Source organism: Burkholderia sp. Ac-20384 (assembly GCF_017104605.1).
GTDB classification, from domain to species: domain Bacteria; phylum Pseudomonadota; class Gammaproteobacteria; order Burkholderiales; family Burkholderiaceae; genus Burkholderia; species Burkholderia lata.
Genome location: NZ_JAAGPE010000105.1, coordinates 1 through 19,273 on the forward strand (window position 1 = coordinate 1; position 19,273 = coordinate 19,273).

17 protein-coding genes are annotated in these 19,273 nt (G+C 68.0%); 5 read left to right on the forward strand and 12 right to left on the reverse strand.

All coding sequences use genetic code 11. The annotated features are described in order from the left end of the window. Positions 1-144: 144 nt before the first annotated feature. The 9 genes from G3O00_RS20445 to G3O00_RS20485 form a co-directional block, all read right to left on the reverse strand. Positions 145-975 (reverse strand): p-hydroxycinnamoyl CoA hydratase/lyase, encoded by an 831-nt coding sequence (locus G3O00_RS20445; protein ID WP_206144120.1) that lies wholly within the window; start codon positions 973-975, stop codon positions 145-147. Positions 976-1,195: 220 nt separating this feature from the next. Further along, positions 1,196-1,699 carry a MarR family winged helix-turn-helix transcriptional regulator gene (locus G3O00_RS20450; protein WP_174934671.1) on the reverse strand — a complete coding sequence of 168 codons (504 nt, stop codon included), beginning with the start codon at positions 1,697-1,699 and terminating at the stop codon, positions 1,196-1,198. 170 nt (positions 1,700-1,869) lie between these two features. Next, positions 1,870-2,772, reverse strand: coding sequence for an SMP-30/gluconolactonase/LRE family protein (locus G3O00_RS20455; protein WP_206144121.1), 903 nt, complete (start codon positions 2,770-2,772; stop codon positions 1,870-1,872). A 45-nt stretch (positions 2,773-2,817) separates the two neighbouring features. After that, positions 2,818-3,837 (reverse strand): L-arabinose ABC transporter permease AraH, encoded by a 1,020-nt coding sequence (gene araH, locus G3O00_RS20460; protein ID WP_206144122.1) that lies wholly within the window; start codon positions 3,835-3,837, stop codon positions 2,818-2,820. 33 nt (positions 3,838-3,870) lie between these two features. Further along, positions 3,871-5,445, reverse strand: coding sequence for an L-arabinose ABC transporter ATP-binding protein AraG (araG, locus tag G3O00_RS20465; protein ID WP_206144123.1), 1,575 nt, complete (start codon positions 5,443-5,445; stop codon positions 3,871-3,873). A 20-nt stretch (positions 5,446-5,465) separates the two neighbouring features. After that, on the reverse strand, positions 5,466-6,479 hold the full coding sequence (locus G3O00_RS20470; RefSeq protein ID WP_011353660.1) for an arabinose ABC transporter substrate-binding protein: 1,014 nt from the start codon (positions 6,477-6,479) through the stop codon (positions 5,466-5,468). Positions 6,480-6,553: 74 nt separating this feature from the next. Continuing rightward, positions 6,554-7,483, reverse strand: coding sequence for a Gfo/Idh/MocA family oxidoreductase (locus G3O00_RS20475; protein ID WP_011353659.1), 930 nt, complete (start codon positions 7,481-7,483; stop codon positions 6,554-6,556). Positions 7,484-7,519: 36 nt separating this feature from the next. After that, entirely contained in the window at positions 7,520-8,449 is a 930-nt protein-coding gene (locus G3O00_RS20480) for a dihydrodipicolinate synthase family protein (RefSeq protein WP_206144124.1), read from the reverse strand. Between the two features lie 103 nt (positions 8,450-8,552). Continuing rightward, positions 8,553-10,304, reverse strand: a complete 1,752-nt coding sequence (locus G3O00_RS20485) for an IlvD/Edd family dehydratase (protein ID WP_206144125.1) — start codon at positions 10,302-10,304, stop codon at positions 8,553-8,555. Between the two features lie 114 nt (positions 10,305-10,418). Between G3O00_RS20485 and G3O00_RS20490 the strand changes: the two genes are divergently transcribed. Then, complete coding sequence (locus tag G3O00_RS20490) at positions 10,419-11,369, forward strand: LysR substrate-binding domain-containing protein (protein WP_206144126.1); 951 nt, start codon at positions 10,419-10,421, stop codon at positions 11,367-11,369. A gap of 103 nt (positions 11,370-11,472) precedes the next feature. On the opposite strand, the gene G3O00_RS20495 is transcribed toward G3O00_RS20490, so the two are convergent. Continuing rightward, positions 11,473-12,117, reverse strand: a complete 645-nt coding sequence (locus G3O00_RS20495; RefSeq protein ID WP_241025252.1) for a glutathione S-transferase family protein — start codon at positions 12,115-12,117, stop codon at positions 11,473-11,475. Between the two features lie 29 nt (positions 12,118-12,146). Further along, positions 12,147-12,623 (reverse strand): OsmC family protein, encoded by a 477-nt coding sequence (locus G3O00_RS20500; protein ID WP_206144128.1) that lies wholly within the window; start codon positions 12,621-12,623, stop codon positions 12,147-12,149. Between the two features lie 131 nt (positions 12,624-12,754). Here G3O00_RS20500 and G3O00_RS20505 point away from each other — a divergent pair, with 131 nt between their 5' ends. Further along, entirely contained in the window at positions 12,755-13,396 is a 642-nt protein-coding gene (locus G3O00_RS20505; protein ID WP_206144129.1) for a GntR family transcriptional regulator, read from the forward strand. A 154-nt stretch (positions 13,397-13,550) separates the two neighbouring features. Here the strand turns inward: G3O00_RS20505 and G3O00_RS20510 are convergent, their stop codons facing one another. Next, complete coding sequence (locus tag G3O00_RS20510) at positions 13,551-14,591, reverse strand: LacI family DNA-binding transcriptional regulator (protein ID WP_174934652.1); 1,041 nt, start codon at positions 14,589-14,591, stop codon at positions 13,551-13,553. Between the two features lie 189 nt (positions 14,592-14,780). Between G3O00_RS20510 and ugpC the strand changes: the two genes are divergently transcribed. The 3 genes from ugpC (at position 14,781) to G3O00_RS20525 (ending at position 19,247) form a co-directional block, all read left to right on the forward strand. Continuing rightward, the gene (gene ugpC, locus G3O00_RS20515; RefSeq protein WP_206144130.1) at positions 14,781-15,929 is read left to right on the forward strand and encodes a sn-glycerol-3-phosphate ABC transporter ATP-binding protein UgpC; all 1,149 of its coding nucleotides are present in this window, start codon (positions 14,781-14,783) and stop codon (positions 15,927-15,929) included. A gap of 9 nt (positions 15,930-15,938) precedes the next feature. Beyond that, entirely contained in the window at positions 15,939-17,924 is a 1,986-nt protein-coding gene (locus tag G3O00_RS20520; protein WP_206144131.1) for a beta-galactosidase, read from the forward strand. Between the two features lie 63 nt (positions 17,925-17,987). Continuing rightward, positions 17,988-19,247: an extracellular solute-binding protein gene (locus tag G3O00_RS20525; protein WP_206144132.1), complete on the forward strand. Its 1,260-nt coding sequence runs from the start codon at positions 17,988-17,990 to the stop codon at positions 19,245-19,247. Positions 19,248-19,273 lie beyond the last annotated feature (26 nt).

Below are 19,273 nucleotides of genomic sequence, written 5' to 3' on the forward strand. Positions count from 1 at the left end.
CGGTGCGCGCGACGCCAGCGCGCCCGTCGCGGGATTGAAGCGGTCGAAGGTGCGCCCGTCGCGTGCGGCGCACCACTCGCCGGCGATCAGCATCCGTCTGTCGGTCATGTTGTCTCCTGCCATGCGTGTCTCTCGTCGGTTGCGTCAGCGCTTGTAGGCCTGCAGGCCCGGCTTGATCGTCTTGTCGTCGAGGAACTGCTTGAGCCCCTGTTCGCGGCCGTGCTCCGGATCGCGCAGCTGCGCCTGGTCGAGCTTCGCGTACAGGTAATCCTCGCACTGCTCCCACGTGAGTTCGCGCGAGCGCTTGAAGCCATGCTTTGCCGCGCGCAGCACGACCGGGTTCTTGTCCATCAGGCGGGCCGCGAGCGCGATCGTCGCTTCACGCAGCCCGGCGAGCGGCACGCTGCTGTTCACGAGGCCCATCTCGGCGGCTTCCACGCCGGTGAACGTGTCGCCGGTCATGATGTAGTGCAGCGCGCGGCGGTGCCCGACCGTGTCGGCCATCGCCTTGCTGACGAGGTTGCCGGGCGGGATGCCCCAGTTGATTTCCGACAGCCCGAACACGGCTTCGTTGGCCGCGATCGCGAGGTCGCACGCGACGAGCGGCGAGAAGCCGCCGCCGAAGCACCAGCCGTTCACCATCGCGATGGTCGGCTTGTTGTACATCCGCAGGCGGCGCCACTGCCATTCCGATGCGTCACGGCGCACCTTTTCCTGCATTGCGTCGGAGCCGCCGTCGATCTCGCGAAAGTATTCCTTCAGGTCCATGCCGGCCGTCCACGCGGCGCCCGCGCCGGTGAGGACGAGCACCTTCGCTTCGTCGTCGAATTCGACCGCGTCGAGTACCTGCAGCATCTCCCGGTTGAGCGTCGGGCTCATCGCATTGCGCTTGTCCGGGCGGTTCAGCGTGACCCACGCGATGCCGGCCTCCACCTTCACTTCAACGGTCTGCCAGCGGTTGTCGTACTTGCTCATATCGTTTCCTGTCGTTCGTTCCTGTGCGATTCGGTGCGCAGCATCCCTGCTGCGGACGGCTTCATTTAATATCAGGCTACCTGATATTGCAAGCGGCACGAACGCCGGTGTAAACCCGGAGCGGAAAGCGGTGGAAACGACGGAATCGGGGAACGGTCAGGCGACCGGCAAAGCGAACGCGGGCCCCACGGGCCCGCGCGATGAAGGTTCCGGAAGGGGGTCAGCCGCGCAGGTTGCGCGAGAACAGTTCGAGCGCGCGCTGCACGTCCGCGGCGGCATCGGCGGAGATGTCGCCGAGCATGCGCGTCTCGAGCGGGCGCAGGACGGCTTCGCATTCACGCAGCATCGCCGCGCCTTCGTCGGTCAGCGTCAGCAGGATGATGCGGCCGTGCGACGGGTCAGCTTCACGCGTAACGAAACCGCGGGCGGCCATCACGCTCATCACTTCATTCGCCGATTGGGGCGTGATCCACGAGCGCTCGGCCAGTTGCGCGTTCGACGACGCGCCGCGCGCCTCGAGCACCGACAGCGCCGTGTATTGCGCGAGCGTGATGCCGAGCGGTGCGAGCGCATCGGTCATGTGGCGGCGCAGCAGCCGGTCGAGACCGCCGATCACGTAGGTCAGGCGCTGCTGCACGCGTGCCTTCGGCTTGTCGCCTGCCGCGCGGGCGGTGTGCTTCGTGGCGTTTTTCGGGTTCGCGGGTTTGGTCGGTGCGGAACTCATGGTGCGGGCGGGATGGGATTGCGGGCCATCTTACCAGCACGTCGGGCGGTGAACGGCGGGTTCCAGGCATGTCGGGCAGCAGCCGCGCTCACGCACGCGCGACGGACTACCGGCCTGGCCGCGAAGCCCGCTGCGTCAGCGGCATCCCATGAACGGCATCCCGCACGCGATCAGCCGCGCGGCGTCCCCGCAAACCGCGCCGTCGCCATCCCCGCGTGCCGCGTTTGCGCGACGAACACGCCGCCCGCATGCGGGTCGCCGGCCAGCGCATCGTCGCTCAACCCGATGCGGGCACTCGTCACGTACAGGCGGCCTTCGCCGTCGAGCGCCGTGCAGCTCGGTTGCGCGGTCGGTACGGCCACGCGATCCGTCTCGACACCGTCCGGCCCGTAGCGCACCACACGCCTGCCGCCCCACTGCGCGTTCCACAGGCCGCCATCGCGATCGATCATCGAGCCGTCCGGGTCGCCGTCGGGATCGGTCAACCGCGCGAACGACCGCACATTGGCGACGTCTCCGCCCGCGCGGTAATCGCAGACGAAGATCTCGCGCACGAGCGAATCGCAGAAATACAGCTTCGACCCGTCCGGCGAAAACGCGATGCTGTTCGCGATCGCGGCCGGCGGCAACGCGAGCCGCTCCAGCGTGAGGTCGGCATTGAGCCGGTAGAACCCGCCGACCGCTTGCGGCGGCTCGCTGCCTTCGTCCTTCATCCCGAACACGAGTGCGCCGAACGGATCGCAGCGCCCGTCGTTCAGCCGCGTCGGCAGCTCGGGCTCCACGTCGACGATCCGCGTGAACGCGCCGCTGCGCAGGTCGAAGAACGCGAGATGCGTCGCGAGCCCGACGAGCAGCACGTCCGGGTCGTGTGTCAGCGCAAAACATGCGAGCCGCTCGGGCATCGCCCACGGCGTCAGGTCGGAGCCGTCCGCGCGACAGCGCCACAGTTGCGCGCCTTCGATGTCCACCCAATACAGCGCGTGCGTCCTGTCGCACCACGTCGCGCCTTCGCCGAGCGTGTTGCGGCTGTCGGCCAGCAGCGTCGCCTGCCCGGCCGGATGAGTCTGTTGCATGCCGTCTCCCGATATCTGTCGCGTTCGCGGGCAGCCGCGCTTTCGTCAGATCTTCATCGCGCGCCGCTGGTTGCGACGATACTGGTCGAACAGCACCGCGAGCAACAGAATCCCGCCGCGTATCAAATATTGGTAAAACGTCGGCACGTTCAGCAGGCTCATCGCGTCCTGGACGGAGCCCATGATCAGCACGCCGACCAGCACGCCGGAGATCGTCGCGACACCGCCCGTCAGCGACACGCCGCCCAGCACGCATGCCGAGATCACGCCGAGCTCGAGCCCGACCGACGTCTTCGGGTCCCCTAGGCTCATCCGCGACGCGAGCATCACGCCCGCGAAGCCGGTCACGAGCCCCTGCAACACGAACACGGTGATCTTGATGCGCGTCACCGGCAGCCCCGCGAGCAGCGCGGCCTCGCCGTTGCCGCCGACGGCCAGCACGTTCTTGCCGAACACCGTCTTGCGCAGCAGGAAGCCGAACACGACGAAGCCGACGATGTTGCTCCAGATCGGATACGAGATGCCGAGGAACGACCCGCCGCCGAGATCGAAGAAGCGTTCCTCGGAGATCATCACCGCGTCGCCGTTCGACGTGATGAACGCGAGCCCGCGCACGACCTCCATCATCGCGAGCGTGACGATCAGCGAGTTGATCCGCCAGCGCGCGATCAGCACGCCGTTGACGAGCCCGACCGCACCGCCCGCGAGCACGCCGCCCGCGATGCCGAGCACGACGCTGTGCGTCGCGGTGATCAGCGTCGATGCGACGACGCCCGAGAACGCGACGATCGACGCGACCGACAGGTCGACCTCGCCGAGCGCGAGCACGAACATCATCGTCACCGCGATCGAGCCGATCAGCGTGACCGACAGCAGCAGGCCCTGGATGTTGCGCGGCGTGAGGAAGTCCGGCACGGTCAGCGACAGCGTCGCGAACAGCACGAGAAACACCATCACGATGCCGGAGCGGTTGATCAGCTGCCACACGCCGCCACGCGCTCGCGCGGGTACGGCGGCGGCTTCGGGGGACGGGGACGTGCGTTGGGGTTGCATTGCCTGGCTCATGTCGTTTGCATTCCGGTTGATCGTTGCGGGGCGCTAGCGCGGCAGCGCGAGCTTGATCAGCGCATCGGGTGTCGCCTGCGCCTTCGCGACCTCGCCCGCGATCCGTCCTTCCTTCATCACGATGATCCGGTCCGACACGCCGATCACCTCGGCCAGGTCGCTCGACACGAGGATCACCGTGCGGCCCGCTTCCGCGAGTTCGTAGAACAGGTTGTAGATTTCCGCGCGCGCGCCGACGTCGATGCCGCGCGTCGGCTCGTCCATCAGGAACACGTCGATGCGTTCGGCCAGCCAGCGCGCGAGCACGACCTTCTGCTGGTTGCCGCCCGACAGCGCGCCGATCGGCGTGTCGCCGTCGCGGGTCTTGATCGCGAGCCGCTCGATGTAGCGTTGCGCAAGCTCGCGCTCGCGCCGCGCGTCGAGCAGCATGCGCGCCGGGCTGAAATGCCGGCGCGCGCTGATGTTCAGGTTGTCGGCCACCGACGCGATCGCGACGATGCCTTCCTGCTTGCGGTCTTCCGGGCACAGCGCGAGGCCGGCGCGCACCGCGTCGCGCGGGCTCCCGAACGCCACCCGCTTCCCGTTCAGCTCGACGTGCCCCGCGCTCGGGCGCGCGGCGCCGTACAGCAGCTTCATCAGCTCCGAGCGGCCCGCGCCGACGAGCCCGAAGAAGCCGACGATCTCGCCGCGCCGCGCGGTGAACGACACGGGCTCGGACAACCCGGGCCCCGCCAGCCCTTTCGCCTCGATCAGCACGTCGCCGGCCGTGCGCGGCCGGTAGCCGTACACATCCTCGATCGAGCGGCCGACCATGCAGCCGATCAACCGGTCGCGATCGAGATCGGTCACGGAATCGAACGTGTCGATGCGGCGGCCGTCGCGGAACACCGTCACGCGGTCGCACAGTTCATACACCTCTTCCATCCGGTGCGTGACGTAGATGGTCGCGCGGCCCTCCGCGCGCAGCGCGCGGATGATCCGGAACAACTGCGTGGTCTCGCGCGCGGACAGCGAACTCGTCGGCTCGTCGAACGCGATCACGCGGGCGTCGCGCATCAGCGCCTTGCCGATCTCGATCATCTGGCGCTGGCCGATCGACAAATATTTCACCGGGATGCCCGGATCGATGTGCTCGCCGAGCCGCTCCAGCGCATCGAGCGCACGCGCGGCAAGCGTGCGTTCGTCGACCACGCCCAGCCGGCTCGGCAGTTGCCCGAGCATCAGGTTTTCAGCAACCGTCAGCTCGGGCACCAGATGCAGCTCCTGGTAGATGATCGCGATGCCGGCCTCGAGCGCCGCGCGCGTCGACGCGAAGCGCTGCATCGTGCCGTTCAGCGCCAGCGTGCCGGCCTGCGGCTGGTTCACGCCGGACAGCACCTTCAGCAGCGTCGACTTCCCCGCGCCGTTCTCGCCCATCAGCCCGTGCACCTCGCCCGCGCGCACCGACAGCGACACGGCATCGAGCGCGCGCACGCCCGGGAACGTCACCGTGATGCCGTCGAGCGCGAGCAGCGGGCCGCCGGGCTTCCGCGGGCCGGCATCGGCACCGGTGTCGCCGTCGTTGCCGGTGCCGGTGCCGGATACGGCCGTCATCGTCTGCGTCGTCATCGCGTTCTCGCCTGGTGCGCTCAGATGCCGAGCTCGGTGCGCACGGCCTGCCAGTTCGCGCGCGTCATTAGCTTGCCGCTCGTCTGCGTGTCGGGCGCCGGCGTCTTGCCGTTGCGGATCCAGTCGACGAGGTTCTGCGTGCTGTCCTTGCCGTGGTTCGTCGAGCTGACGGCGATCGTCCCGTAGAAGCCGGTCGGCTCCTTCTTCTGGAATTCGGCGAACGCCTCGCCCGCGCCGTTGATGCCGACACCGATCACGTCGGCCGCCGGGATATGCAGCTGCTCGGTCGCACGCACCGCGCCGAGCACGGTTTCCTCGTTCAGCGCGTAGACCACCCACTTCTTCACGTTCGGATGGCGCGCGAGCACCGGCGCCGCCGCACTGAAACCGCCTTCGTCGTCGGTCGTCTTCTGCGGCGCGTCGAAGATGTTCTCCTTGCGGAAACCGTTCGCGAGCAGCGCCTGCGTCGCGCCGTCGGTGCGCAGCTTCGCGGTCGGCAGCTCGTAGTTCGTAATCCGCAACGCGCCGACTTCCTCGGGCTTCCAGCCGCGCCGCTTCATCTCGTCGGCAATGGCCTGGCCGACCTGGTTGCCGATCTTGGTCGCCGACATCCCGAGGTGCGGCACGTTCGGCAGCGGCTTGCCGGTCGAGTCGACGAGCTGGTCGTCGACGGTCACGAACTTCATGTTGTAGCGCTTCGCGCGCGCGGCGATCGCCGGGCCGAGCCGCACGTCCGGCGCGCAGATCACGAAGCCCTGTGCGCCCTGCGAGCCGAGGTTGTCGATCGCGGCGAGCACCTTCTCGCCGTCGGGCGTGCCGATCTTCACGACCGAGAAGTTCTCCTTCTGGCCGAGCGCGGACGCCGCGTTCTGCTCGTTGATGAACCACGCCTGCTCGGGCATCTTCACCAGGAAGCCGATCTTCAGCGGTGCGTCGGCGCGCGCGGCGCCCTGCATGCCGAGCGGTGCGATGCATAGCGCGGCGAGCAGCGCGCGCAACGTATGGCGGCGGATCGTGTGGGTCGTGCGGTTCATGCGATGTCTCCTTTGTGTCGGCTCATGCCGTAATGATTCGTCGTGCGTGATCGCGCCGTGGCGCGTTCGCGTGATCAGCGGCCGAACGCGTCGGTCTGCACGCGCCGGCCGAACAGGAATGCATCGGCGACGAGCCGCAACGGCCGCACGTCGACGTCGCTTTCGCCACGCGCGATCAGCGCATGGAAGTGCGCATACAGCGCCGGATACTCGCGTTCGGGCCCGAGCCAGACCGGCTCGCCAGCGATCGACAACTGCGCGCCGCCGCGGCTGATCGCGAGCACGCCGTCGGCCGTGTCGACCGCGATCTCCCATTGCTCGACCGGACCGTGCCGCCAGTCGAATTCCGCGCGCACCGGCACGCCGTCGGTATCCACGCAATCGAGTTCGGCGGCGATCGGCGTCTGCACGTCGCTCGGCACGATGAGCGTCGCCTCGCGCAGCACGAGCTCGCGCGGCAGGATTCGCGTGACGATCGACAGCGCGTTGATGCCCGGGTCGAACACGCCCAGGCCGCCGGGCTCCCAGATCCATTGCTGCCCCGGATGCCAGCGCCGCACGTCTTCCTTCCAGCGCACCTGCACCGCGCGGATCGCACGCGTCGCAAGCCAGGCGCGGGCAGGTTCCACTGCGCTCGCGCAGCGTGAATGCCAGGTCGCGAACAGCGTGAGGCCGCGCTCGCGCGCGAGCGCTTCCAGCACGGCCACTTCACCGAGCGTCGCGCCCGGCGGCTTTTCGAGCATCACGTGCTTGCCCGCTTCGAGCGCGGCGCGCGCCTGCGCGTAGCGCACCTGCGGTGGCGCGCACAGCGACACGGCGTCGAGCTCGCGCTCGGCGGCCAGCAGCGCGCGCAGATCGCGGTAATTCCGTACCCCGGCGACTTCCGCGTGACGGCTCGCGCACGCGGTCAGCTTGAAACCGGGTTCGGCGTCAATCGCCGGCAGATGCTGGTCGCGCGCAATCTTGCCGATGCCGACGACACCCAGCGAAACCTGATCACTCATCGTGCACGCCTCCTTCGCGAATCCTTCGGTGATCGTTCAGTGCGCCCAGCGCAGCACGAGCGGATCGAGCCGCCGCGCGATCGCGAGCAGTTCCGCGCGCGTGTCCGGATGCAGTTCCGGCATCGGATGCCGGGGCCGCTCGCACGCGATCACGCCGCCTTCGCGCATCAGCGCCTTCGCGGTGAGGATCCCGGACTGGCGGTTCTCGTGGTTGATCAGCGGCAGCCAGGCCTGGTAGCGCGCGTAGGCGTCGTCGTGGCGCCCTTCGCGGAAGGCTTCGAGGATCGGCCGGATGCCGTCCGGATACGCGCCGCCCGTCATCGCGCCGGTCGCGCCCGCGTGCAGGTCGGCGAGCAGCGTGATCGCCTCCTCGCCGTCCCACGGCCCTTCGATTGCATCGCCGCCGAGCCGGATCAGCTCCCGCAGCTTGTTCGCGGCGCCCGGCGTCTCGATCTTGAAGTACGCGACCTGCTCGATCTCGCGCGCCATCCGCGCGAGGAACGGGGCCGACAGCGCGGTGCCGCTCGCGGGTGCGTCCTGGATCATGACCGGAATGGCGATCGCATCCGACACGCGCGCATAGAACTCGAAGATCTGCGCTTCGGGCACGCGGAACGTCGCGCCGTGATACGGCGGCATCGCCATCACCATCGCCGCGCCGAGTTCCTGCGCGCGCAGGCTGCGCGCCGCGCACACCTGCGTGCTGTAGTGCGACGTCGTGACGATCACCGGCACGCGGCCCGCGACGTGGTCGAGGATCGTGCGCGTGAGCACGTCGCGTTCGTCGTCGGTGATCGCGAACTGCTCGGAGAAGTTCGCGAGGATGCACAGCCCGTCCGAGCCTGCGTCGATCATGAAATCGACCGCGCGCTTCTGGCTCGCGAGATCGAGCTCGCCGGTGTCGGCAAACGTCGTCGGGACGACGGGGAAGATGCCGCGATAGCGCGGCGTGCTGCTCGATGTCATGGTTCGCGTCCTGCGCCGGCGCCTGTGGCGGCCGGCCGTCATGCGTTCACGGTTTCACGAAGCGCGGGCCGGGAAAGCCCGCCACCGGCTGCCGCGCAGCCGCTCAATGCGAATGGCTCGGCACCTCCGCGCCGCGCGTGCCGACCAGGAAGTCGAGGTCGCACCCCTCATCGGCCTGCAGCACGTGATCGATGTACAGCCGTGCGTAACCGCCCTTGCCGAGCTGGCCGGCCACGCCCGGCGCCGCGGCCGGATCGACGTCCGACAGGCGGCGTTGCAGTTCGTCATCCGTAATGTCGAGATGCAGCGTGCCGGCCTCGCAGTCGAGCTCGATCCAGTCGCCGTTGCGCACGGCCGCGAGCGGCCCGCCGGCGGCGGCCTCCGGCGCGACGTGCAGCACGACCGTGCCGTACGCGGTGCCGCTCATCCGCGCGTCGGAAATCCGCACCATGTCCTTCACGCCCTGGCGCAGCAGCTTCGGCGGCAGCCCCATGTTGCCGACCTCGGCCATCCCCGGATAACCGCGCGGCCCGCAGTTCTTCAGCACCATCACCGAGCTTGCGTCGACGTCGAGCGCCTCGTCGTTGATCGTCGCCTTGTAGTGGTCGAGGTTCTCGAACACGACCGCGCGGCCGCGATGCTTGAGCAGCTCGGGGCTCGCCGCCGACGGCTTCAGCACCGCGCCGCGCGGCGCGAGATTGCCGCGCAGGATCCGAATGCCGCCGTCCGCGATCAGCGGCCGGTCGAGCGGACGGATCACCTCGTCGTCGTAGTTCGGCGCTTCGCGCACGTTGTCCCACAGCGACTTGCCGTTCACGGTCAACGCGTCCGGGTTCGGCAGCAGCCCGCCTTCGCCGAGCCGGCGCAGCACGGCCGGCAGCCCGCCCGCGTAATAGAACTCTTCCATCAGGAAGCGCCCCGACGGCATCAGGTCGACGATCGTCGGCGTGTCGCGGCCGATGCGCATCCAGTCTTCCAGTTCGAGCGGCACGCCGATGCGGCCCGCGATCGCCTTCAGGTGGATCACCGCATTGGTCGAGCCGCCGATCGCCGCATTCGTGCGGATCGCGTTCTCGAACGCCGCGCGCGTGAGGATCTTCGACAGCACGAGCCCTTCCAGCGCCATCTCGACGATGCGGATGCCGGACATGTGCGCGAGCACGTAGCGGCGCGAATCGACGGCCGGAATCGCCGCGTTGTGCGGCAGCGCGACGCCGAGCGCCTCGGCCATGCACGCCATCGTCGACGCGGTGCCCATCGTGTTGCAGGTGCCGGCCGAGCGCGACATCCCGGCTTCGGCCGACAGGAAGTGATGCAGGTCGATCTCGCCGGCCTTCAGCGCTTCGTGCAGTTGCCACACGGCCGTGCCCGAGCCGATGTTCCGGCCCTCCAGCTTGCCGTTCAGCATCGGCCCGCCCGACACGACGATCGCCGGCACGTCACAGCTCGCCGCGCCCATCAGCAGCGCGGGCGTGGTCTTGTCGCAGCCGGCGAGCAGCACGACCGCGTCGATCGGGTTGCCGCGAATCGCCTCCTCGACGTCCATCGACGCGAGGTTGCGCGTGAGCATCGCCGACGGACGCAGGTTCGATTCACCGTTCGAGAACACCGGGAACTCGACCGGAAAGCCGCCGGCCTCGGAGATCCCGCGCTTCACGTGCTCGGCGAGCTTGCGGAAGTGCGCATTGCACGGCGTCAGTTCGGACCACGTATTGCAGATGCCGATGATCGGCCGGCCATCGAACTCGTGATCGGGAATGCCCTGGTTCTTCATCCAGCTCCGGTACATGAAGCCGTTCTTGTCGTTCGTGCCGAACCATTGGGTGGAGCGCAGCCTGGGTTTCGTTGCCGACATCGTCAGTCCTGTGGTGACGGGATACCGGCGCAGTCTAGGCAGAATTTTGATAACTCGCTAATGACGTTTTGGGCGATTACGATATCTATTTCGATATCGATATAAACCCGTACGATGCCCGATGCCAGCCCGTGGGGAAACCGTGGCCGCCTGAAGACGCGCCAGCTTCTGCTGGTCGTCGCGCTTGCCGACGAAGGCAGCATTCACCGCGCGGCGGCCGCGCTGAACATGACGCAGCCGGCCGCGTCGAAGCTGTTGCGCGAACTCGAGGAATCAATCGGCGCGGTGCTGTTCGAGCGCCTGCCGCGCGGGATGCGGCCGACGCTGTACGGCGACGCACTGATCCGCCACGCGCGCGCGGCGCTCGGCAGCCTCGACCAGGCGCACGAAGAACTGGCCGCGCTGAAGGCCGGCCATCTTGGCCATGTGGCGGTGGGGGCGATCACGTCGCCGGGCCTGCGGCTCGTGCCGCCGGCCGTCGCCGCCGTAAAGGGGACGCATGCCGGCCTGCACGTGTCGGTCGAGATCGACACCAGCAACGTGCTGCTCGAACATCTTGCGCAGGAGAAGATCGACATCGTGCTCGGCCGGCTCTCCGCCGAACACGACAAGCTGCGGCTGCGCTACGAACCGCTGACCGGCGAGCCGGTGGCCGCCGTCGTGCGGACGGGCCATCCGCTGCTCGCGCAGGCGCCGCTGTCGCTCGCGGACGTGCAACGCGCCGCGTGGGTCGTGCCGCCGGCCGGCAGCGTGCTGCGCCACCGCTTCGAACTCGTGTTCCAGCGCGCGAGCCTTGCGCCGCCGTCAAACCTCGTCGAGACGTCCGCGCTGCTGTTCATCACGCAGCTGCTCGAACAGAGCGACATGATCGCGGTGCTGGCCGAGGACGTCGCGCGCTACTACGCGCGCCACGGGATCGTCACGGTGCTGCCGCTGGAGATGGATTGCCGGATGGACGATTTCGGGATCATCACGCGCACCGACCGGCTGCATTCGCCGGCCGTCGCGGTGATGGCCGACGCGATCCGCCAGGCTGCGCGGGAGGTGTATGGCCTCACGCTGTGACGCCGACACCAACTCGGGTTCGCGACGTCGTGGCCGCTGCCGTTTCCGGATCGCCCCGGCACGCATGCGCATCGAGTGACGCGTATGTTGCCGCCATGACGCGTCACACCCAGGGCTGCACAAGCCCTTCAGTCTGCAACGCCCGCTGGATCGCCGGGCGCGCGAGCACCCGCTGCAGATAACCGCCGAGTACCGGACGCTGCCGCGCCGGCTCGGCAAAGCCGCGCGTCCAGCGGCACAGCATCAGCGCATACGGATCGAGCACCGTGTAATGCGCACCGAGCAGCCAGGGGCCGCCGCTCGTCTCCAGCTGACGCTCAAGCTGATCCAGCAGCGCCGCGATTTTCGCCTCCGCGTGCGCCTTCACTTGCGTGGCGCCCGCCACGTTGCCCACGTCGACCCAGCGCTCCGGATAGAAGTACGCGATCAGCGTCGTCTGGAGCGTGTTGGTGAGCCACATGAGCCATTTGTAGAACTGCGCGCGTTCCGGTGTGCCGAGTGCGGGCGCAAGCCGCTGCTCGGGATGCGTATCCGCGAGATGCAGGCAAATGGCGGCGGCTTCGTACAGCACCAGGTCGCCGTCGGTCAGCACCGGGATCAGCCCGTTCGGATTGAGCGCGAGGTAGTCCGGCGACTTGTGCTGGTCGTGCGTGCGGTCGACGAATTCGAGTTCGAACGGCTTGCCGATTTCTTCCAGCACGAAGTGCGGCGCCATGCTGGCATTGCTGGGGTAGTAGAAGAGCTTCATCGTCGATTTCATTCAGGCGGGTGTCGGCGTCACGCGGCGGCGAACTCGATCACCGGTTCGCAACGGATCGGAAAATTGACCGAGTTCGCGATATAGCACTTCGCGTGCGCATCATGATGCAGATGTTCCGCCCGCTCGCGATCGTCGCCGGCCCGGATCGTCACATGCGGGCGCAACACGATTTCCGTGAAGCGGCCCGGCTCGACGCTGTCGACCATCGTGCCTTCCGCATCGTCGACATAGGCGAGCACGCGAATACCCGCGTCGGAACACAGATGCAGGTACCAGAGCTTGTGGCACGCCGATGCCGACGCCAGCAGCAGGTCTTCCGGATTCCAGCGCGCCGCATCGCCCCGAAACGCCGGGTCTGACGAACCGGGAATATCCGGCTTGGAACCGGCCCGGATCAGATGATCGCGGCCGTACTCGCGATACCCCGACGTGCCGGTGCCGCGATTGCCCGTCCACTCTACTGCGACGCGATACTTGTGTTCGCCAGATGCCATCTCGCTCTCCATTGATGTGGGTTGCTTCGGCCGGGCCGGATGTCGTTTTACGAAGCCCGCCTGCGCTCGCCATTTTGGCACTGGATTCCCGTTTGGTATACCATTATTCCAAATTGAAGGAACCTGCAGACATGGAAGCCAAACTCGACTCCACGGCGGACGCCGTGGCCGCCTCGTTGCGGGACATGATCATCAACGGCGAACTCGAAGCCGGCGAGCGGCTCGTCGAGCGCGACCTCGCCGACCGGTTCGGCATCAGCCGGATTCCGATGCGCGAGGCGATCCAGCGCCTGGAGCGCGAAGGCTTGCTGGATATCTACAGGAATCGCGGCGCCGTCGTGCGCATGCTGAGCGCATCGGACGTACAGGAAATCTACGACCTGCGCGCGCTGCTCGAAGGCGACGCGATCTACCGGAGCGTGAAGCGGCTCGACGACGAAACGCTCGCGCGTGCCGAACTCGTCCATCGCCTGCTCGGCGATGCGGCCGTGCCGCGCCGGCAGGGCGAACTGAACCGCGAATTCCACGCGCTGCTGTATTCGTGCTGCGGCAACGCGCGGCAGTTGAAGACGATCGCGGAGTTGCGTAGCCAGGTCGAACGGTACGAGCGCCTGCAGACCACGTTGCTTGCGGATACGCCGTCGTTCCAGGTCGAGCACGAGGAGATCCTGCAGGCGTGCCGCGAACGCAATGCGCGCGCGGCACGTTCGATGACGGTCGCGCATCTCGAATCGGCCAGAAGCATCGTGATGCGGCTCGTCGAAGACGGTTGAGGCCGGTGGTGCGTTTGCCGTTTGCCGTTTGCCGTTTGCCGTTTGCCGTTTGCCGTTTGCCGTTCGCCGTTCGCCGTTTGCTACCCCGGGCGCTGCCCCATGCCCGGACGCAATGATCACGCTGGCGACTTCAACGTACTCACTCCATCACGCATCAAGTCGACCGCGTCGCGCCGCCGTCACGCGCACGACCAGTCGTACCCCGCACCACCAGCTTCGGCAGCGACGCGGTACGCACGCGTGACACTGCGTCGCTCCGATCACCCGCCTCGCGCAGCGCATTAAGCAGCTCGACCGCGAGCCCGGCGGCCTCGGCGGTCGGGATCGCAACGGTCGTCAGCGTGGGCCGCGTATCGCTGGCCAGGTGAATGTCGGTAATCCCGACGATCGACAGATCATCCGGCACGCGCCTGCCGCGATCGGCCGCCGCATGCATCGCACCGATCGCCGGCAGGTCGTTGGTCGCCACCAGCGCGGTCAACTGCGGATGCGCATCCAGCAACCGTCCGGCCGCGCGCACGCCGCCTTCGATCGAATCGGGCTCGGCCGCAACGATCGACGCATCGAGTCCCGCTTCGCGCATCACGTCGACGAAGCCGTCGTAGCGCGCCGCCTGCACGCCGCTCGCCGACCCGCCGACGATCACGCCGATGTGCTTGTGACCCAGCTCGAGCAGATGCCGCGTCGCGATCCGCCCTGCCTCGCGGAAATCGATCGCCACGCACGGCAACCCGTCGGGCGGTGCCTCGGGCCGCTCCCACAGGCACAGCACGACCGGCACGCCGCGCGCCGCCACGTCGAGCAGATCCGGCAGATGCAGGTTTGCGTTAGTGACGAGAATGCCTTCGGAGATCGTGCCGGCGATCTGGTCGAGATACGCACGCCCTTGCAACGGATCTTCATTCGTATTACAGACGATCAGGAACTGCCCGTTGCGCCGCACCGCACGCTCGACCGCCAGCGCGAACTCCGGATAAAACGGGTTCGCGATGCTCGACACCATCAGCGCGACCGTCGGCGCGCGCCCTTCCGCCAGCGCCCGCGCAGCGAGATGCGGCCGATACCCGAGCGCCTCCACGGCTTCGAGCACCCGCGCACGCGTTGCCTCGCCCACCCGGCCGCGATCACGCAGCACGTTCGACACGGTTGCGGCCGTCACGCCGGCGCGGCGCGCCACTTCATCCAGGGTTGCCATCGTTGGCTCACTATATGAGACGTCTATCCAGTATTTGCTTCGCTCACCGAAGCGGCGCACTATCGCCGCACACCCTGCCGCCCGACCGACGGGCGCGACTCGGCCGCGATCGCATCGCCTCTTTTTTTGATCGCGATGATTAAGCGCTTAATCACTGATGAAAGCGCATTAGAACATGGAGCGGAGACAATGGCGAGCATCTCGATGCGGCGCGTGCAGAAAGCCTATGGCGATCACGCGCCGGTCATTCGCGACGTCGATCTGGAGATCGGCGCGCACGAGTTCTGCGTGTTCCTCGGGCCGTCCGGATGCGGCAAGTCGACGTTGCTGCGGATGATCGCCGGGCTCGAGGACCTGAGTGCGGGCGAGCTGTCGATCGACGGCCGCCGCGTCGACGACGTGCCGGCCGCCGAGCGCGGTGTCGCGATGGTGTTCCAGAGCTACGCGCTGTTTCCGCACATGACGGTCTACGAGAACATGGCGTTCGGGCTGAAGCTCGCGCGCGTGCCGAAGGCCGAGATCGACCGGAAGGTGCGTGATGCCGCGCGCATCCTCCAACTCGACACGCTGCTCGATCGCAAGCCGAAGGCGCTGTCGGGCGGGCAACGGCAGCGCGTCGCGATCGGCCGCGCGATCGTGCGCGAGCCCGGCGTGTTCCTGTTCGACGAACCGCTGTCGAATCTCGACGCCGCGCTGCGCGGCCAGACCCGCATCGAGATCGCGCGGCTGCACCGGCAGTTCGAACGCGCGAGCGTCGTCTACGTGACGCACGACCAGACCGAAGCGATGACGCTCGCCGACAAGATCGTGCTGCTGCATGCCGGCGCCGATACCGCGCAGCACGGCAGCATCGCGCAAGTCGGTGCGCCGCTCGACCTCTACCACCACCCGGCCAGCCGCTTCGTCGCGGGCTTCATCGGTTCGCCGCGCATGAACTTCCTGCCGGCCGTCGTGACCGCCTGCGATGCGCATCGCACGACCGTCACGCTCGCACCGTCCGGTGAAACCTTCGTGCTGCCGCGCGACGGCTCGTCACTCGGCGCGGGCGCCCCCGTAACGCTCGGCATTCGCCCCGAACACCTGACGCTCGGCGCCGCGCACGACGCGACGGCACTCGCGCGCGATGTCGCGCTCGTCGAACGCCTCGGCGAACAGACCTACGTGCACCTCGACCAACCCGGCGGCAACTCGCTCATCGCGAAGGTGCCCGGCGATGCGCAGGTGCGCAGCGGCGAACGCGTGCTCGTACATGCGCCGGCCGCGGCTTGCCATCTCTTCACCGAAGACGGCCGCGCGGTGCGCGCGTGCGCCGACGTCCACGTTCACCACTACGCATAAGGATCGGGCATGCGCCTCGGAGTCTGCTACTACCCGGAACACTGGCCGGAAACGATGTGGGCCGACGATGCCCGCCGGATGAAAGCGCTCGGCATCGAGCAGGTGCGGATCGCCGAATTCGCGTGGAGCCGTATCGAGCCGTCGCCGGGCGAATACGACTGGGGCTGGCTCGATCGCGCGGTCGACGTGCTCGGTGCGGCCGGCCTCGAGATCGTGATGTGCACGCCAACCGCGACGCCGCCGAAATGGCTGGTCGACCGCCATCCCGACATCCTCGCGATCGGCGCGGACGGCCGGCCGCGCGCGTTCGGCTCACGCCGCCATTACGACTTCTCGTCGCCGACCTATCTCGAAGCGTCGCGCCAGATCTGCACGGCGGTCGCCGAACGCTACGGCCGCCACCCGGCCGTACGCTACTGGCAGACCGACAACGAGCTGGGTTGCCACCAGACCGTCGTCAGCTACTCGCCGGCCGCGCTCGTGCGCTTTCGCACGTGGCTGAAGGCGCGCTACGGCACGATCGACGCGCTGAACCGCGCGTGGGGCACCGTGTTCTGGAGCATGGAGTATCGCCATTTCGACGAAGTCGACGCGCCCGTCGGCACCGTGACCGAGGCCCACCCGTCGCACCGCCTCGACTACCGGCGCTTCGCGTCGGACGAAGTCGCGCGCTATCACCGGATGCAGGTCGGCGTGATCCGCGCGCATTCGCCGGGCCGCCCCGTCGCGCACAACTTCATGCAGCTGTTCACCGAGTTCGACCATTACGAAGTAGCGCGCGACCTCGACATCGCGACGTGGGACAGCTACCCGCTCGGCGCGCTCGAAGAACAATGGTTCGCGCCCGACGTGAAGGCGCGCTGGCTGCGCACCGGCCATCCCGATTTCGCGTCGTTCAATCACGATCTCTATCGCGGCATGTCGAAGCTGCCGTTCTGGGTGATGGAGCAGCAGCCGGGGCCCGTGAACTGGGCGCAATGGAACCCCGCGCCGCTGCGGGGCATGGTGCGCCTGTGGAGCTGGGAAGCCTTCGCGCACGGCGCCGGCTGCGTGTCGTACTTCCGTTGGCGGCAGGCGCCGTTCGCGCAGGAGCAGATGCATGCGGGCCTGCACACCCCCGATGACAAGCTCGACGAAGGCGGCCGCGAGGCGCAGCGCGTCGCGCACGAGATCGCGGCCGTGCACGACGCCGGTGCGGACGCGGACGGCGCTGTGCGCGCCCCCGTCGCGCTGGTCTTCGATTACGAAGCGAAGTGGCTGTTCGAAGTGCAGCCGCAAGGCGCCGATTTCCATTACCCGCGCTTCGCATTCGAGTACTACTCGGCGCTGCGCGCGCTCGGCCTCGACGTCGACATCGTTTCCGCGCATGCGCCGCTCGACGGCTACCGCCTCGTCGTCGTGCCGCCACTGCCGGTCGTGCCGGACGACTTCGCCGCACGGCTCGCGGCCTCGGGTGCGCATGCGGTGTTCGGGCCGCGCACCGGCTCGAAGACGGTCGACCTGCAGATCCCGCCGACGCTGCCACCCGGCCCGCTCGCGTCGATCCTGCCGGTGCGCGTGTGGCGCGTCGAATCGCTGCGACCGAACGTGACCGAGCGGATCGACGGCACGCTGAGCGACGGCTCTCGGCTCGCCGGCGACGCACGCCACTGGCGCGACTTCGTCGAGCTGCACGACGACACGCACAGCGTCGTGCACGCGCGCTTCGCCGACGGACACCCGGCCTGCGTGTCGCACGGCACGCTGCACTACTGGGCCGCGCTATTCGACGACGCGACCACCGTCCGGCTGTTCGCCGATGTCGCGGCCGAAGCCGGCCTCGCGCCGACGCCGCTCGGCGACGGCGTGCGCGTAAGCCGGCGCGGCGGCCTGACCTACGTTTTCAACTATGGCGACACGCCGCACACGATCGACGCGGTGCCGCCGTCTGCGTTCGTGCTCGGCACTGCGCAAGTCGGGCCGCAAGACGTGGCCGTGTATCGAAGCCGTTCGTAGCAACCGCGACCGGCGCCACGACGCGCCGGTCACGCACAACGACACCCAGAACTGGAGACACGCATGACACATCGCCCCCTTCGCGTCGCCACCCGGCTCGCCACGGCCGCCGCTGTCGCACTGGCATCGCTCGGCATGACGGCGCCCGCCGATGCCGGCACGCTGACGATCAATATCGCGTTCAAGGGCGCCAGCCAGCGTGCGGTCTGGCAGTCGACGCTCGACTCGTTCCGCAAGGCGCATCCCGACATCGACGTGAAGGCGACCTTCGTCGACGAGGAAGCGTACAAGGTGCAGCTCCCCGCATGGCTCACGACCGTCGCACCGGACGTCGTCAACTGGCACGCGGGCGAGCGGATGGCGTACTACGCGAAGCGCGGGCTGTTCGAGGACCTGAGCGGCGACTGGGCGAAGAACGGCTGGGGCACGATGTACGCGTCGACGCGCGATGCATCGTCGTACAACGGCAAGCAGTACGCGGCGCCGACCGTCTACTACTCGTGGGGGCTGTTCTACCGCAAGGACCTGTTCAGCAAGGTCGGCATCGCCGACGAGCCGAAGACGTGGGACCAGTTTCTCGACGCGTGCAAGAAGCTGAAGGCGGCCGGCATCACGCCGATCGCGATCGGCGGCCGCGACGCGTGGACGCTCGCCGGCTGGTTCGACTATCTCGACCTGCGCCTGAACGGCAACGCGTTCCACCAGCAGCTGATGGCCGGCGACGTGCCGTACACCGACCCGCGCGTGAAGAAGGTCTACACGACGTGGAAATCGCTGATCGATGCGGGCTACTTCATCGACAACGCGCTGTCCTACGATCTCGACGGCGCGCAGCCGTTCCTGTTCCAGGGCAAGGCCGCGATGATGCTGATGGGCACCTTCATCGCGGCGGGCTTTCCGCCGAACGTGAAGCAGGAAATGGGCTACTACCGCTTCCCGATCATCGACCCGAAGGTGCCGACCGCCGAGGACGGCCCGGTCGAATCGCTGCATATCCCGACGAAGGCGAAGAACAAGGCCGACGCGCACACGTTCCTCGCGTTCGTCGAAACGCCCGAGATGGGCGCGAAGCTCGCGGAGGGGCTCGGTTCGCTGTCGGCCAACAGCAAGTCGCCCGAGCCGGCCGATCCGATCTCGCGCATCGGCTTCCGGATCCTCGCCGATACCAAGGGCGGCGTCGCGCAGTTCTACGACCGCGACATGACGAAGGAAATGGCCGACGAGGGGATGAAGGGCATGCAGCAGTTCATCGCGAATCCCGCGCAGCTCGATACGGTGCTCGCGCAACTCGAACAGACCCGCAAGCGGATCTACAAGAAGTGACCGCGTGACCCAACCGGCGGCCCCGT

Excerpts from the sequence above, each read along its gene's own strand:
- G3O00_RS20445 (WP_206144120.1), bottom strand. The coding sequence starts at position 975 with ATGAGCAAGTACGACAACCGCTGGCAGACCGTTGAAGTGAAGGTGGAG.
- G3O00_RS20450 (WP_174934671.1), bottom strand. The coding sequence starts at position 1,699 with ATGAGTTCCGCACCGACCAAACCCGCGAACCCGAAAAACGCCACGAAG.
- G3O00_RS20455 (WP_206144121.1), bottom strand. The coding sequence starts at position 2,772 with ATGCAACAGACTCATCCGGCCGGGCAGGCGACGCTGCTGGCCGACAGC.
- araH (WP_206144122.1), bottom strand. The coding sequence starts at position 3,837 with ATGAGCCAGGCAATGCAACCCCAACGCACGTCCCCGTCCCCCGAAGCC.
- araG (WP_206144123.1), bottom strand. The coding sequence starts at position 5,445 with ATGACGACGCAGACGATGACGGCCGTATCCGGCACCGGCACCGGCAAC.
- G3O00_RS20470 (WP_011353660.1), bottom strand. The coding sequence starts at position 6,479 with ATGAACCGCACGACCCACACGATCCGCCGCCATACGTTGCGCGCGCTG.
- G3O00_RS20475 (WP_011353659.1), bottom strand. The coding sequence starts at position 7,483 with ATGAGTGATCAGGTTTCGCTGGGTGTCGTCGGCATCGGCAAGATTGCG.
- G3O00_RS20480 (WP_206144124.1), bottom strand. The coding sequence starts at position 8,449 with ATGACATCGAGCAGCACGCCGCGCTATCGCGGCATCTTCCCCGTCGTC.
- G3O00_RS20485 (WP_206144125.1), bottom strand. The coding sequence starts at position 10,304 with ATGTCGGCAACGAAACCCAGGCTGCGCTCCACCCAATGGTTCGGCACG.
- G3O00_RS20490 (WP_206144126.1), top strand. The coding sequence starts at position 10,419 with ATGCCCGATGCCAGCCCGTGGGGAAACCGTGGCCGCCTGAAGACGCGC.
- G3O00_RS20495 (WP_241025252.1), bottom strand. The coding sequence starts at position 12,117 with ATGAAGCTCTTCTACTACCCCAGCAATGCCAGCATGGCGCCGCACTTC.
- G3O00_RS20500 (WP_206144128.1), bottom strand. The coding sequence starts at position 12,623 with ATGGCATCTGGCGAACACAAGTATCGCGTCGCAGTAGAGTGGACGGGC.
- G3O00_RS20505 (WP_206144129.1), top strand. The coding sequence starts at position 12,755 with ATGGAAGCCAAACTCGACTCCACGGCGGACGCCGTGGCCGCCTCGTTG.
- G3O00_RS20510 (WP_174934652.1), bottom strand. The coding sequence starts at position 14,591 with ATGGCAACCCTGGATGAAGTGGCGCGCCGCGCCGGCGTGACGGCCGCA.
- ugpC (WP_206144130.1), top strand. The coding sequence starts at position 14,781 with ATGGCGAGCATCTCGATGCGGCGCGTGCAGAAAGCCTATGGCGATCAC.
- G3O00_RS20520 (WP_206144131.1), top strand. The coding sequence starts at position 15,939 with ATGCGCCTCGGAGTCTGCTACTACCCGGAACACTGGCCGGAAACGATG.
- G3O00_RS20525 (WP_206144132.1), top strand. The coding sequence starts at position 17,988 with ATGACACATCGCCCCCTTCGCGTCGCCACCCGGCTCGCCACGGCCGCC.